The following is a 14159-nucleotide window of genomic DNA, read 5'->3' on the forward strand; positions in this document are numbered from 1 at the left end:
AGCTGCGCAGTGGCAGCCTCCGGGAGGGACGTTCAGGCGGCGGTGGCGGGATCCGCTCGCCCTGCCGGAGCGGCTCCCGTCAGTGGGAGTAGCCGTCCGACAGCGTGCGCATGAAGGCGACGAGGGCCTGCTCCTCCTGGGGCGACAGGCCCAGGTCGCCCACGTCCTGCGTGTTGACGTTCAGCCCCACCTCCGGCAGCGGCCAGCAGTCCACGCCAGGAGCCCCCGACGCGCTCCCCAAGCAGGCCGGCAGCACGTCTCGCGTGTTGTAGAAGTGGACGACGGACTCCAGGCTCTTGAAGGAGCCGTTGTGCATATAGGCCTTGGTGAAGGCAGGGAACGGGCGCTTGTCCACGTTGCGCAGGGTGGGGACCTTGACCTTGCCCAGGTTGACGCGCGCGAACGGCGCGTAGTCCTGGCGCGTCTGGAGGAAGCCTCCCAGGCCGGGGTCGATCCAGAAGGGGCCGTCCGGGTTGAACTGGAGCTGCCAGTACCAGGGATTGAGCAGGTTGCGCGGCACGCCCAGGTTTTCGAAGGTGTAGTCGGTGAAGAGCGGCGGCTCACCGCCGGGGCCACGCTGGCTGGGGTGGCACCTGTCACAGTGGGCCTTGCCCTCGAAGAGCTCCCGGCCCCACCGCTCCTGGGGTGAGAGCCGCGCGCGGCCCGCGAGGAAGGCGTCGTACTTCGAGGAGAAGGCGTTCACCTCGCGAGAGGCCTCATACGAGGCGATGGACCTCGCGATGTCGTCATACGCGCGCGGCACGTCGCCGCAGATGTTGGCGCCCCAGACCGCGCGGAAGAGATCGCCGTACGGGCCTCCGCAGACCTTGGCCACGACGGCGGCCTCGCTGGGGTTGTTCTGCTCCACGGGGTTGAGGAAGGGGCCCTGCGCCTGATCCGCCGCGGGGTTGCCCAGCTCCTCGCCGGTGGCGCGGCCGTCCCAGAAGTTGCCGCCCACGAACGTGGCTTCACCGGGGGCCGTCCGGTGGAGGATGGGCGCCTGGGTGGCGTAGGCGGACGAGGGCGGCTTGCGGTTGCCGAAGCGCCCCCGCACGGCGCCTTCGTACACGGAGCCCGTGAGGTTGATGAGCAGGCTGGGGCCCGTCCAGCCCACCTCGGGGCCGTGACAGACGGCACACGCCTGGCCCATGGGCTCGGAGAGCCGGCGGTCGAAGAAGAGCAGCTTGCCGAGCCGCTCCACGGGCTTGAGCCCATTGGGCGCCGACGTGGCCTCCTCGCGCAACGTGGCCTCGAAGATGGCCGAGGCCTGGACGGCCTCCGGCGTCTCCTGTGCCTTCGCGTCACCGGCGTCCCCAGCCACGAGCGGCTTCGATGGCAGCGTCCCAGGTGCCGGAGCGACCTCGCACGCCAGCGCCCCGCCCAGCGTCAGCAGAAGAGACAACCTGCACCATGACCGTGACCCATGCATGTCCAGCACCTCGGTTTGGGAGCGGCGGCCAGGGTGCTGTCTCGACCAGGCCCCGGCCATGGGCCGGGAGCGCGATCGTGTGTTGCATTCCGCGGAGCGGATGGTCCACCGGGATGGGGAAGCCGCCTGGCTCAGGGGGTATAGAGCTCGGAGGAGGTGGAGGTGTAGTTCCCGCCCACGGCGAGCACCTTGCCGTCGGGCAGCAGCGTCGCCGTGAATTCCCCAGGGGAGCGGGGCTCGATCATTGATCCGGTCGTGCTCCAGGTCCCCGAAGCCGGGTCGTACCGCTCCGCCGTGGTCAGGGTGCCGCCCTGAGCGGAGCCCGTGACGAGCACCGTGCCGTCGAGCAGCAGCGTCATCGGGCCGCCGAGGGGCTCGACCGGAGAGCCCGTGAGGCTCCAGGTGCCCGTGGTGGGCGAGTACAACTGCGCTGCCGTCCCCTCCACGACGAGCACCTTGCCGTCAGGCAGCAGCGCGGCCCATTCGCTGGCCGGCGCGACCAGGGAGCCCGTGAGACTCCACGTCCCCGAAGCCGGGTCGTACAGCTCCACCGTGGCGAGGGGGCCGTCCAGGTTGCGTCCCCCCGCGACGAGCACCTTTCCGTTGGGAAGCAGTGTCGCCGAGTTCTCCCAATGAACCACCGCCAGTGAGCCCGTGAGACTCCAGGTCCCCGAAGCCGGGTCATAGAGCTCCGCCGTCATTCCGCCCTGGACGAGTACCTTGCCATTTGGGAGGAGCGTCGCCGTGTGGCCGGCGCGCGGTTCCGTCATGGAGCCCGTCGCGCTCCAGGTGCCCGTGGCCGGGTCGTACAGCTCCGCCGTCGCAGTGTTGACGACCTGGCCCCGTCCTCCCGCGACGAGCACCTTCCCGTCGGGCAGCAGCGTCGCCGTGTGCCCATAGCGACAGTCGAGCATGAAGCCTGTCGCGCTCCAGGTATTCGAGGGCGGGTCGTACAGCTCCGCCGCGCTGCCGCAGGTGTGTCCCTGCTCCTGCCGTCCCCCGGCGACGAGCACCTTGCCGTCGGGCAGCAGCGTCGCCGTGCTGACCAGGCGAAACAAGTCGAAGGCCCTGGGAGCCGTCAGCGCCCACATCCCCGGCGTGGAGCAGGCCGGCAAGCCCGCCGCGGTGAAGCTCTGGGTGGCCGTGAGGCCAAAGGCATTCGTGACGGTGACGGTGATGGCCGGGGCCGCGACATCGAGACACGGAGGCGCCGTCCAGGTGATGCGGCTGTGTGTGGAGTCCCCGGTCGGCGTGCCTGGCGTGCCAGCGGTGGCTCCCCAGGAGAAGGTGAGCGCGGAGCCCTGCGGGTCGCTGGCGGCCACCTCGAAGGTGAGCACCTCTCCCGGGAGGGCCGTGTCCGAGGATCGATAGGAGCGCAGGACGACGGGCGCCAGGGGATTGGACGGAGGCGTGGTGCTGACACACAGGGCGACGGTGCCCGTGTTGTGCCCTCCGCGTCCGTCGGACACGGAGACGGTCAGGCGGCAGTTGTTGCAGGCCTCCGCGGGCACGTGCGAGGGCGTGAACCCAGCGGTGCTGGAGGACGCCCCCACCCAGGTGCCCGCGCACGAGGCGCTCCAGGCGTAGGTGAGGCTGTCTCCATCCAGGTCCGTGGCCAGCGCGGCGACGGTGGTCATCTGCCCCACGGCCAACCGCGTCGCCGTCGCCGTGATGGAGGACACCTGGGGAGTGCTGTTGAAGGAGATGGACAGCTCGGCCTCGCCCTCCCCTTCTGGCTGGACGTTGATGGACAGGGTGGCGCTGGAGGACAGGCCACGTGAGTCCGTCACCGTCACCGTGACCCTCTGGATGCCGGTGGCGGCGGGCGCCACCCACACGGCGAAGCCGTCGGAGATCGAGGAGAACACGCCCGCGGTGGCGCTCCACGCGTAGCTGAGCGTGTCCCCCGCGTTCGGATCATGCGCGGTGGCCCACAGGAAGAGCGAGCGTCCCGCTGGCACGGTGGTCGTGGAGGCCACCAGGGAGTCGATGAGCGGCGCTTCGTTCTCGAACGGCGGCGGCGGGTTGAGCTGCTGGAGGGTGATGGCGACGAAGGCCGTCTGGTTCGCGGCGATGGTGACGCCGGAGGCGGAGCCCGCGAAGAGCAGCGTGCCCGAGGCGTCATAGGCTCGCGCGGCGAAGGCACGGCCGGTGCCCGCGGGGATGTTGCCGATGGTGCCGCCCCACATGCCGTCGGTGGGGGCCAGGTCCACCCAGACGGTACGGATGTCCGGTCCGCCCGAGGCGACCGACACGCGGGCGATGGCGGTTGAGAGGGATTGTGGCACGGACACAGCGAAGCGCGCGGTCCCGGTGTCCCCGGAGGAATCCCCGCAGCCGGCGAGCAGCGCCGCCGTGAGCGTCAGCATCAGGTGAATGAATGCTCTTTTCATGTAGCCCCCCGTCGCGAACGTGATGCTCGCGAATCAACCGGAAGCGGATGGGCCTCGAGCGGGCCACGCTGGCAGCACCGACGAGCGCTCACCCTGCAAGCGATTGGACATGGACTATCCAGGCGGAAGGACTGCGCTGACCATGACCTGAAGAGGTGGGCCGTCGTCCTCTACGGGACGAAGCCTGGCCCTGCCGCTCGCGACGACACGCCGGTGCGACCTCCGCACGGGTGTCCGGAGTGTCTGGCATTGCCAACCCTCCTTTTTCGGCACCGCGTCCATCCCTGGCGCGGGTTCCAGTGGGCGGGAGGCGACGATGACAGGCATGAAGGCGTGGGCCATCGCGGTATGCGGCGTGGCGCTGGGCGCGGGCTGTGGCAAGGGTCCCATGGAGCCCTCCGGGGTGCAGGCCTCGGAGGCCTCGCTGGAGACGCGGCATGCCGGGGGCCAGACGCGCTGGGTGCGCCGGGGCGTGGGTTCTCCGGGAGGGGACGTCCTGCCGGGGGACGTCACCACGGACCGGGACGGCGCCAACATCGTCGTCGGCACGTACGAGGGCTCGCCGGACTTCGGCGGCGGCGCGCTGCCTGCGGTCGCCGCGGAGGCCGGGAACAACGCCTTCATCGTGAAGTACGCGCGCGACGGGCGGCTGCTGTGGTCCCATGGCTATGGCGCGGCGGCGGGAGCCCTCTTCCCGGACACCTATTTCGAGGTCGCCGCCACGGACCGCCAGCGCAACATCACCGTGCGGGGCAACACGTCACACCCGGTGGTGCTCGGCGGCGTCACGGTGACGGGCTTCTTCCTGGCGCAGTTCACGCGCGAGGGCGAGGTGCGCTGGGTGCGCAACCTGGGAGGCAACTACGACGGCACCTCCGGGCTGGCCGTCGACAGCGGGGACCACGTCATCCTCGCGGGCGCCGTGGAGGGGCCGGCGAACTTCGGCGGCGGCCCGCGCACCACCGGCCCCGTCTCCGCCTTCCTCGTGAAGTACACCCGCGACGGGGCCTGGCTGTGGGACCGCGTCTTCACCTCCCCGGCCACCGCCTCCCTCGGAGGCGTCGCCGTCGACGAGCAGGACCACATCTACATCGCCGGCTCCTTCGATGAAGCGACGGACTTCGGCGGAGGCCCGCTGCAGCCATCCGTGCCGGGCGTGGAGACGGCCGTGGTGGCCCGCTTCAGTCCGTCCGGACGGCATGTCTGGTCTCGCACGCTGGAGGACGCGACGGCCCTCAGCCGGTTCACCGACGTCGCGGTGCACGGCAACCGCGTGGTGCCCGTGGGCCGCTTCACGGGCCGCTTCGACTTCGGGGGGCGCACGTTCATCGCGCCCGCGGTGGGCAGCGCGGGCATGGTGCTCGCGATGACGCGCGACGGGGAGGACCGCTGGGGCCGCAAGCTGGGCTGGACCGTCTTCGAGGTGCGCTCGGACCACGAGGACCACATGACGGTGCTCGGCGTGGCCATGCCGGGGGACGACGTCGGCTCGGGCCCGCTGCCCCCAACGGCTTCCCTGTATGCCTTCGTCAACAAGTACGACCGCGTGGACGGAGCGCGCGACTGGGTGCGCACCTTCCCCGAGGAGACCACGCTCTTCAGCGGACTGTCCGTCTCGCGCGAGGGCGAGGTCGCCGTGACGGGCGGATTCCGCGGCCCGGTGGACTTCGGCACGGGGACCCTCCAGCCCACCACGCCGGACATCTTCGACCCGTTTCTCCTGAGCCTGTACCCGTGAGCCCTCGGAGGAGTTGCCGCCGGTGTCTTCGTTGGGATGAAGAGCAGGACGTCGCGCTCGCTACCGCGTAGAGTCTCCTCTCACCTTTCGACATGAGGACATCATGAAAGAGCAGATCATCTTCAACCTGGCGGTCAAGGACCTGGATAGATCCAAGGCCTTCTTTTCCGCTCTCGGCTTCAGCTTCAAGCCCCAATTCAGCAACGAGAGCGCGGCGTTCATGGACATCGTGGATGGCAGCATCCATGCCATGCTGACGACCGAAGCGTTCTTCAAGACGCTCACCAACAAGCCCGTCGCGCAGGCGAAGGACGCCAACGAGGTCGTCATCTGCCTGAACTGCGACAGCCGGGAGGAGGTGGACAGTCTGATCGCCAAGGCCGCCGCCGCTGGCGCTCGCATTCCGCATCCGCCCGAGGACAACGGCTTCATGTATGACCAGGGCTTCGAGGACCTCGACGGCCACCTGTGGAACCTGGTCTGGTCGGCGCCGCAGCCTTGATGCGGCCGGCCGGCCAGGCGGCGAGGAGGTGCGACGGACGACGCCAGAGGCCCGAGAAGGCCCCCCGTCGTCAGTCATAGGACGGCGCACCACCTGTCCGGCCCATGGGCGGCAATGCCTTCCATCCTGGATAGTCGCCCCAATCGCAAACAGGTGAGCCCTCTCGCGCGTCGCTCCAAGTCCTCTCATCCGCTGCGGTTGCTTCGCGAGCCTCACGCTCGCGGCGAGGGGGACGGACATGAAAAGAGCAGGCCTTCACCTGATGCTGGCGCTCGCGGTGGCGCTGTTCGCGGGCTGTGGGGACACGACAGGGGACACCGGGACGGCGCGCTTCGCCGTCTCGGTGCCGCAATCCCTCTCATCCGCCATCACCCGCGTCGCGGTCGCCTCGGGCGGGCCGGACATCCGCACCGTCTGGGTGGACCTGGCGCCCACGAATGGCGTGTGGGGCGGCACCATCGGCAACATCCCCGCCGGCACTGGCCGTGCCTTCGCCGCGCGGGCCTATGACGCCTCCGGCACCCTGCTCTTCGCGGGCTCCGCCTCCGGCGTCTCCATCCTCGCGGACCAGACGACCCTCGTCGCCATCACCCTCCAGCAGCTCAACCCACCACCGCCCTTCGACAACGAAGCGCCGCTCATCGACTACGTCGTTGCCAATCCCAGCACCGTGACGGCCGGAGGCACCGTCTCGCTGATCTCCTACGCGCATGACCCGAACCCGGAGGACACGCTCAGCTACGCCTGGAGCGCCACCGCGGGCACGTTCTCCTCGCCCTCCGAGCGCGACACCTCGTGGACGGCGCCCGCGACCACCGGCATTCAAACACTGACGCTCACCGTGACGGACTCGCGCGGCCTGGCCTCCAGCGCGCTCTTGCGCGTCAACGTCCTGCCCGCGGGCGAAGGTGAGGCCGAGCTGTCCATCTCCTTCAACAGCGCGCCGGTGGTCACCTCGCTCGATGCCGCGCCCACGCAACTCGTCGTCGGGCAGCCGACGTCGGTGTCCGTCACGGCGACGGATCCGGACGGAGACGCGCTCTCCTATTCCTGGAGCGCGTCGTGCGCGGGCACCTGGACCGATGCGTCCTCCAGCACCGCTGGATTCACGCCCTCGCTCGTGCCCGCGGAGGCCTGCAACAACTGCCGGCTGACGGTCTCCGTGTCCGACGGGCGCGGAGGGCACAACACGGGCACCGTCGCCCTGTGCGTCTCCAGCACGCCTCCCCTCAACCCCCTGCAGCCCGTCATCCTGCGCTCCTACCGCTCCTCGGACACGGCCCTCCCGGGAGAGGTGCTCACGTATGAGGTGGCCGCCAGCGACCCGCAGGGCTCCGCGCTCACCTTCTCCTGGGACTCCAGTACCGGCACGACAGGCGCTCCGGCGCAGGTCGGCAACCACAGCCGCATCACCTGGACGGCGCCCGTGTGCATCCGCCCGGGCACGACTCCGTCCATCACCGTCACCGTGACGAATGCCTTCGACCTCACGACCACCCGGAGCTTCACGGTGGCGGGGCTGCCGGAGTGCACCCTCGTAGGCCGGTGGGATCCCACCGGGCCCATGGCCGGCGGGCCCCGGTGGGGTCACACCGCGACGCTGTTGCCGGATGGCCGGGTGCTCATCGCGGGAGGAAGCGCTCAGAAATGGAGCTTCTTCCTCGACTCGACGGAGCTTTACGACCCGGTCACGAACACCTGGACCCCTGGCGCCCCCATGAACGTGCGCCGCCTCTACCACTCGGCGACGTTGCTGCGTGACGGCCGGGTCCTCGTCGCGGGAGGCGAGGGCTTCGAGTTCTATTCCGCTCGGGCGGAGCTCTACGACCCGGCCACGAACACCTGGACTCCGACGGGCTCCATGGCCCAGGGCCGCTCCAGGCAGCTGGCGGCGCTGCTTCCCGACGGCAAGGTGCTCGTGGCGGGAGGCGAGGACATGAGCGGCGGCCTCACTTCCGCGGAGGTATACGACCCGGACACGGGCACCTGGAGTCCGGCGGGCGCCATGGCGGCCCCCCACTTCTTCTCCGCGGCGGTGCTGCCCACGGGCAAGGTGCTCACCACGGGAGACGCCGATGCCGAGGTGTATGACCCGGCCACGAGGAGCTGGAGCCCAACCGCGCCTCCGCTCGCGCACCTCGGTGTCTGGCCGGTGGTGCTGCCCACGGGCAAGGTGCTCGACGTGAGAGGCAGGGCGGCGCAGTTGTATGACCCCGTCCTGAACACCTGGAGCCTGACGGCCATGCCGCTCGAGCCCATTGGCGGCCCGGCGGTGCGGCTGCGCGACGGCAGGGGGTTCGTCGTGAGCTGGGTGGCGGAGCTCTATGAACCGGGCTCGGGCACGTGGAGGATGGCTCCTGCGCCGGCCATCCTTCGTAGCGGGTACACGGTGACGGCGCTGCTCGACGGCAGGGCGCTCGTCGCCGGCACACCCCCCAACACCGAAACGGACGAGGAGTCGGCGGAGGTCTTCACGCCATGAGGCGCGCGCGGCGGCGCCGCACCCGGCTACTTCACCGTGTCGGTCGCCACCGCGCCGTTCGGAGCCGCGCTCCCGGCGGCCGAGGCCGAGGCCTTCGCTTCGGCCTCGGCGAGGTCCTTCAACGTGGCGAGCCCCGCCTCGAAGTCCGAGCCGACCATCTTGTCCACGTCCATGAACACGGAGAACGCCTTGCTCAGGAAGCCGTTCTGGCCAGACATCACCCACGTGACGCGGGTGTCATTGCCGGCCGGCTCGAACCGGAAGACCGTTTCGTTGGTGGCCTCGAACGGCTTGACGAAGTCGAGCTGGAGCTGGATCTGCTCGGGCGGCTTGAGCGACGCAATGGTCATCTTGCCCTCGCTGGAGTTGTCCGTGCTGGTCCAGGTGACCGAGTGGCCCACCGTGGCGGGAACGCCCGCGTAGGTGTCCTTCCGGACGGGGTCGGGCTTCATGAACGGCGACCAGGTCGCCACCTTGTTGAAGTCCGCCACGAGCCCGTACACCACGCTGGCCGGCGCGCGCACCGTGGTGGAGCGCTTGATCTCGAAGTTGGAAGGACGTGTCGCGACGAAGCCGAGGAACGCGACGAGGACGACGGCGGCACCGAGCAGGATCTTCTTGAGCATGCGGGACTCCTCATTCCGACGTGGATTTGCCCCTACGTCGAACGAGCCCCCGGGAAATCGACGCGCCCGGAATCTTTTCCGGGGCCGCGCCCAACCCCTCGGAACCACAGGGAGGACACCCAAGGGGGAACCCGCCTGGGAGCGCCCTTGAGGCGACGGTCCCGCTCCACGGCCCACGGCCATACCTTCATGACGGTGCGCGAAGGGAGGGAACCCATGGCGCCGGCACTCCTCACGGACCTCTATGAGCTCACGATGGTGGACGCCTACCTGGCCGAGGGGCTCAACGAGGAGGCAGCGTTCAGCCTCTTCGTCCGCCGGCTGCCCGCGCGCCGCAACTTCCTGCTGGCGTGCGGCCTGGAGCAGGCCCTCACCTACCTGGAGACGCTCCGCTTCTCCCCAGCCGACCTCTCCTGGCTGGAGTCGCTGGGGCGCTTCTCCCGGCAGCTGCTGGACTGGCTGGAGCACTTCCGCTTCACGGGGGACGTCCACGCCGTGCCCGAGGGCACCCCTGTCTTCGGCCAGGAGCCGCTGCTGGAGGTGGTGGGGCCCCTGCCCGAAGCGCAGCTCGTGGAGACGTATCTCATCAACCAGGTGCATCTCCAGACGCTGGCGGCCTCCAAGGCGGCGCGGGTGGTGGAGGCCGCGCGAGGCCGGCCCGTGGTGGACTTCGGCGTGCGGCGCATGCACGGCGAGGACGCGGGGCTCAAGGTGGTGCGCGCCGAGCATGTCGCCGGGGTGAGCGCCACGTCCAACCTCCAGGCCGCCCAGCGCTACGGCATCCCCGTGGCGGGCACCCTGGCGCACAGCTACATCCAGGCGCACGACGACGAGCTTGCCGCCTTCCGCGCGTACGTCCATCGGTTCCCGGAGACGACGCTGCTGGTGGACACGTACGACACGCTCGAGGGCGTGCGGAAGGTGGTGGCGCTCGCGAATGAGCTCGGGTCGGACTTCCACGTGCGCGCGGTGCGGCTGGATTCGGGAGACCTGTTGTCGCTCTCGCAGCAGACCCGCGCGCTGCTGGACGCCGCGGGCCTGGAGCGCGTGCGGATCCTCGCGAGCGGCGGGCTGGACGAGGACGAGGTGGCACAGCTGCTCGCGCATCAGGCGCCCATCGACGCCTTCGGCGTGGGCACGGCCATGGGCGTGTCCGACGACGCGCCCGCGCTGGACATGGCCTACAAGCTGGTGGAGTACGCGGGCCGGGGGCGGCTCAAGCTGTCATCGGGCAAGGTGCTGCTGCCCGGACGCAAGCAGGTGTTCCGCGAGGAGCAGGACGGCGTGGCGAGGCGGGACGTGCTCGCGTGCCATGACGAGGCGCTGCCCGGACATCCCCTGCTGCGGCGGGTGATGGACGACGGCCGGCGGCTGGAGGGCGCCTCTCCACCGCTCGCGGTACTCCAGGCGCATGCGCGAGAGGCGCTGGCGCGGCTGCCCCTGGAAGTGCGGCGGCTGGAGCCGGCACGGCCTCCCTATCCGGTGGAAGTGAGCGCCGCGCTGAGCGCCGCGAAGGAGCAGGTGGTCGCCGGGTTGCGCGAGCGGCTGGCCGTCTCTCGCGCTCACCCGTGAGCAGCCGCGCCATGCTTCCGGGCCGCTTGGCAGCCCGAGGACCGCACGCACCTTGGCGGGCACCATGCTCCTCTCCTCCCCCTCCCTCCGGACGGCCCGCGCGATCGGGTTGTCATTGTTCGTGATGGCTTTCGTGATGGCGCTCTCGTGCCAGGGCTCCGCGCCCTCCGCGCCCGAAGAGGCCCTGGAGGAGAAGTCGCGCCTCGTCCTGGAGCCCGGGCAGCTCGTCGTCTCCATCACCTTCGATGATGCGAGGGCCAGTCAGGTCAACGCGGCGCCCCTGCTGGAGGCGCGCGGCATGCGCGGGACCTTCTTCGTCAGCAGCGGGCGGCTCGGCATCCCAGGCTACCTGACGGTCGATCAGATCCGTCGGTTCCAGGCCGCCGGACATGAGGTGGGCGGCCACACGATGTCGCATGTCCAGCTCCCCACGCTGGACGTGGACTCGCAGCGGCGCCAGGTGTGTGACGACCGCGTCGCCCTGGTCAACGCGGGGCTGCGGGTGACGTCGTTCGCCTACCCGTCCGGAGCCCGGGACGCGACCACCGAGCAGGTCGTCATCGACTGCAACTACAACTCCGCGCGGGAGTCTGGCGGCCTGCGGACGCCGGACAGCTGCTCGGGTTGCCCGTACGCGGAGACCGTTCCGCCGCAGGACGCCTTCGCCATCCGCAACCACGGCTCCATCCAGAGAACCCAGACGCTGTCGGACCTGCAGGGGCTGGTGCTGCGCGCCGAGTCCGCCGGAGGTGGCTGGTTGCCCATCGCCTTCCACGAAATCTGCCCGGGGCCGTGCCCCACCTCCGAGACCTACGGCATCAACGTGTCCACCTTCACGGCCTTCCTGGACTGGCTCGCGGCGCGCGCCTCGCGAGGCACGTTCGTGCGCACGGTGGATCAGGTCATCGGAGGCGCGGTGAAGCCGCCCGTCAACGGGCCGCCGCTGCCCGACGCGGGCACGCCTCCTCCCACGCAGCTATTGAGGAATCCGTCCCTGGAGACGGACAGCAACGGAGACGGGACGCCGGACTGCTGGCAGCGCGGCGGCTACGGCGTCAACGCCTTCACGTGGGCGCGGACCTCGGACGCGCATTCGGGGAGCTGGGCCCAGCGCTTGAACCTCACCAGCTACTCCAGCGGAGACCGCAAGCTCATCTCGCTGGAGGACCTTGGAGCGTGCGCGCCGGCGCTCACCACGGGCCACCGCTACAGGGTGTCCGCCTGGTACAAGGCCACCGCCGCGCCCCTGTTCAAGGCGTACTACCGCAACGCCTCCGGCGGCTGGGTGTGGTGGGCCCAGAGCGCCCTGCTGCCCACGCGCGGCACCTACGGCTACGCCGAGTGGACGACGCCCGCCGCGCCCTCCGCGGGCCTGGGCTTGAGCGTGGGGCTGGCCCTGGAGCGCGTGGGCACGCTGACGATGGATGACTTCAGGCTCGAGGACCTGGGCCCGAGCCCCCTCGCCCCGCTCGAGCCCGAACCGCCGTCGGCTCAATGAAGAATGTAAACGTTACAAGCTGGCTTAAATAGGACACCATGTATAGCCGCCCGGACCCGACTTGTAATCGAACTCAGAATCCCTCAAATTCTGGTGTTATCCTGTTAAGTATTTTCTCCCTGTGTCCTCCCCTGGCGTGACCTGCCCCGTCCCACCTCCATGAGGGGACCGGGCGGCACCGTGCCGGGCGCGAGCGCACGCCGTGATCGCAGCCATGACCGAACCTCTTTATCGACTCGCGGACGCCACCCTCGTCGAGCCCCTCGTCCAGGACTTCCAGGCGTGGTGGATGACGGTGGCCCCCATGCCCGCGAGCCTGCACCTGCAGGCGTACCTGGTGCCACTGCTGAAGGCCTATCTGCAGACGCCGGACTTCCACGCGAAGGCGGCGAAGGACCCCATGCTCAGCGGCAGCTCGTTCGTCGGGGTGCCGGCGGAGCGCGCGGAGGAGGTGCGCGCGCTGCTGCAACGGATCACCGCCCGGCAGGAGGAGCGGCTGAAGCTGGCGGAGGCGTTCGACACGTTCCAGAACCAGCTGCTGGCGGAGGCCAAGGGGCAGTCGCTGGAGCCGCTGTATTCGACGCTGCCGGACGTGCTCAAGGGCAAGGTGGAGCTGGTCTACGACTACGTCAACCGCCCGTCGATGCGCGTGCACGAGGGCCTGCTGTACCGTGGGCCCCATCACCTGACGGACATCCAGTCCCTGCGGCTGCGCCGCCTCAAGGCGGACGCGGAGCGCGACTCGCTGCTCACCACGCCTCGCCTGCGCGGTCCCGGGCAGGTGGACTGGAAGGTGCCCTTCCACGACGAGCGGCTGGACCGCCTCTTCAGCCTGGACATCGAGCCCCGGCCGCTCGGGTGGATCCGCGACGTGCTGGGTGACGCGGTGGCGTCCGACGCGGAGCTGCTGCCGCTGTTGAGCGAGGCCCCCCAGTCCCTGCCGGAGACGTGGACCGGCGCCACCCCGCGCGTGCGCTACGTGGGGCACGCCTGCGTGCTGGTGGAGTGGAAGGGCAAGTCGGTCCTCATCGACGCGGTGGTGCCCGTGCGTCCGGAGGCGCAGGGCCCGCTGCCGCGCATCTCCTTCGCGGAGCTGCCCCGCCGCATCGACTACGTCCTCATCACCCACAGCCATCCGGACCACCTGGACATCGAGACGCTCCTGCGGCTGCGGCAGCGCATCGGCACGCTGGTGGTGCCGCGCTCCAGCGGGGCGCTGGCGGGGGACTACTCGCCCCGGCTGCTGGCGCGCTCGCTCGGGTTCCGCGACGTGCTGGAGCCCTACTTCTACGAATCCCTGCCCCTGCCGGACGGGGAGATCATCGCCGCGCCCTTCATGGGTGAGCACGGCGACGTGGCCCACGCGAAGACGGCCTGGATCGTCCGCACCGGTCCGGAGCGCCTGTTCTTCGCCGCCGACTCCATGTGCGTGGACGAGACGACCTACCGCGACCTGCGCGCCACGGTGGGCGACCTGCACACGGTCTTCATGAACACGGAGATCGAAGGCGCCCCGCACACCTGGATGCTGGAGGGCTTCTTCCCCAAGAAGCGCGACCGCAAGCTGGAGAAGAACCGCCGGTGCCGCGGCAGCAACTGCGCCGAGGGGCTGCGCCTGCTGGAGCTCGTGGGCGCGAAGCGCCTGTTCAACTACGCCATGGGCCTGGAGCCCTGGATGGAACACATCATCGGGCCCGCCGCGACCCCGGAGACGCCCCGGATGAAGGAATCCGAGCGGCTCCTCGCCGCCGCGCGCGAGCGTGGCCTCCAAGCGGAGCGGCTCCAGGGGGCGCAGGAAGTCCACCTGCGCGCCTGAGGTTGATCCAGGCCCCGTGCACCGGACGCCCCGCGCTCCGGTGGCACGGTGGGCCCCGCCATGCGTCCGGAGGCCGTGCGGGTCACGGCCTGGCGCACCTGCT

Annotated in this window: 9 protein-coding genes; 6 read left to right on the forward strand and 3 right to left on the reverse strand. The window is 70.2% G+C overall.

Translation table 11 applies throughout. The features are described from left to right. Nucleotides 1–79: 79 nt before the first annotated feature. Both AABA78_RS17440 and AABA78_RS17445 read right to left on the reverse strand, forming a co-directional pair. Complete coding sequence (locus tag AABA78_RS17440) at nt 80–1402, reverse strand: cytochrome-c peroxidase (RefSeq protein ID WP_338264164.1); 1323 nt, start codon at nt 1400–1402, stop codon at nt 80–82. Nucleotides 1403–1560: 158 nt separating this feature from the next. Next, on the reverse strand, nt 1561–3822 hold the full coding sequence (locus AABA78_RS17445) for a Kelch repeat-containing protein (RefSeq protein WP_338264165.1): 2262 nt from the start codon (nt 3820–3822) through the stop codon (nt 1561–1563). A gap of 316 nt (nt 3823–4138) precedes the next feature. Between AABA78_RS17445 and AABA78_RS17450 the strand changes: the two genes are divergently transcribed. The 3 genes from AABA78_RS17450 to AABA78_RS17460 all read left to right on the forward strand — a co-directional run bounded on the left by AABA78_RS17450 (nt 4139) and on the right by AABA78_RS17460 (nt 8544). Further along, on the forward strand, nt 4139–5560 hold the full coding sequence (locus tag AABA78_RS17450; protein WP_338264166.1) for a hypothetical protein: 1422 nt from the start codon (nt 4139–4141) through the stop codon (nt 5558–5560). A gap of 103 nt (nt 5561–5663) precedes the next feature. Next, on the forward strand, nt 5664–6062 hold the full coding sequence (locus AABA78_RS17455; protein WP_171413086.1) for a VOC family protein: 399 nt from the start codon (nt 5664–5666) through the stop codon (nt 6060–6062). Nucleotides 6063–6300: 238 nt separating this feature from the next. Then, the gene (locus AABA78_RS17460) at nt 6301–8544 is read left to right on the forward strand and encodes a Kelch repeat-containing protein (protein WP_338264167.1); all 2244 of its coding nucleotides are present in this window, start codon (nt 6301–6303) and stop codon (nt 8542–8544) included. A gap of 26 nt (nt 8545–8570) precedes the next feature. Here the strand turns inward: AABA78_RS17460 and AABA78_RS17465 are convergent, their stop codons facing one another. Beyond that, on the reverse strand, nt 8571–9170 hold the full coding sequence (locus AABA78_RS17465) for an SRPBCC family protein (RefSeq protein ID WP_338264168.1): 600 nt from the start codon (nt 9168–9170) through the stop codon (nt 8571–8573). Nucleotides 9171–9386: 216 nt separating this feature from the next. On the opposite strand from AABA78_RS17465, the gene AABA78_RS17470 reads away from it, so the two are divergent. The 3 genes from AABA78_RS17470 to AABA78_RS17480 all read left to right on the forward strand — a co-directional run bounded on the left by AABA78_RS17470 (nt 9387) and on the right by AABA78_RS17480 (nt 14056). Further along, entirely contained in the window at nt 9387–10742 is a 1356-nt protein-coding gene (locus tag AABA78_RS17470) for a nicotinate phosphoribosyltransferase (protein ID WP_338264169.1), read from the forward strand. Nucleotides 10743–10806: 64 nt separating this feature from the next. Next, on the forward strand, nt 10807–12240 hold the full coding sequence (locus AABA78_RS17475; RefSeq protein ID WP_338264170.1) for a polysaccharide deacetylase family protein: 1434 nt from the start codon (nt 10807–10809) through the stop codon (nt 12238–12240). A gap of 214 nt (nt 12241–12454) precedes the next feature. Beyond that, entirely contained in the window at nt 12455–14056 is a 1602-nt protein-coding gene (locus AABA78_RS17480; RefSeq protein ID WP_338264171.1) for an MBL fold metallo-hydrolase, read from the forward strand. The last annotated feature ends 103 nt before the right edge of the window (nt 14057–14159 follow it).

This window comes from Corallococcus caeni, from assembly GCF_036245865.1.
GTDB classification, from domain to species: Bacteria; Myxococcota; Myxococcia; order Myxococcales; family Myxococcaceae; genus Corallococcus; species Corallococcus caeni.

Coding starts and splice junctions, on each gene's coding strand:
- AABA78_RS17470 (WP_338264169.1), top strand. CDS start 9,387: ATGGCGCCGGCACTCCTCACGGACCTCTATGAGCTCACGATGGTGGAC.
- AABA78_RS17460 (WP_338264167.1), top strand. CDS start 6,301: ATGAAAAGAGCAGGCCTTCACCTGATGCTGGCGCTCGCGGTGGCGCTG.
- AABA78_RS17455 (WP_171413086.1), top strand. CDS start 5,664: ATGAAAGAGCAGATCATCTTCAACCTGGCGGTCAAGGACCTGGATAGA.
- AABA78_RS17465 (WP_338264168.1), bottom strand. CDS start 9,170: ATGCTCAAGAAGATCCTGCTCGGTGCCGCCGTCGTCCTCGTCGCGTTC.
- AABA78_RS17445 (WP_338264165.1), bottom strand. CDS start 3,822: ATGAAAAGAGCATTCATTCACCTGATGCTGACGCTCACGGCGGCGCTG.
- AABA78_RS17450 (WP_338264166.1), top strand. CDS start 4,139: ATGACAGGCATGAAGGCGTGGGCCATCGCGGTATGCGGCGTGGCGCTG.
- AABA78_RS17480 (WP_338264171.1), top strand. CDS start 12,455: ATGACCGAACCTCTTTATCGACTCGCGGACGCCACCCTCGTCGAGCCC.
- AABA78_RS17475 (WP_338264170.1), top strand. CDS start 10,807: ATGCTCCTCTCCTCCCCCTCCCTCCGGACGGCCCGCGCGATCGGGTTG.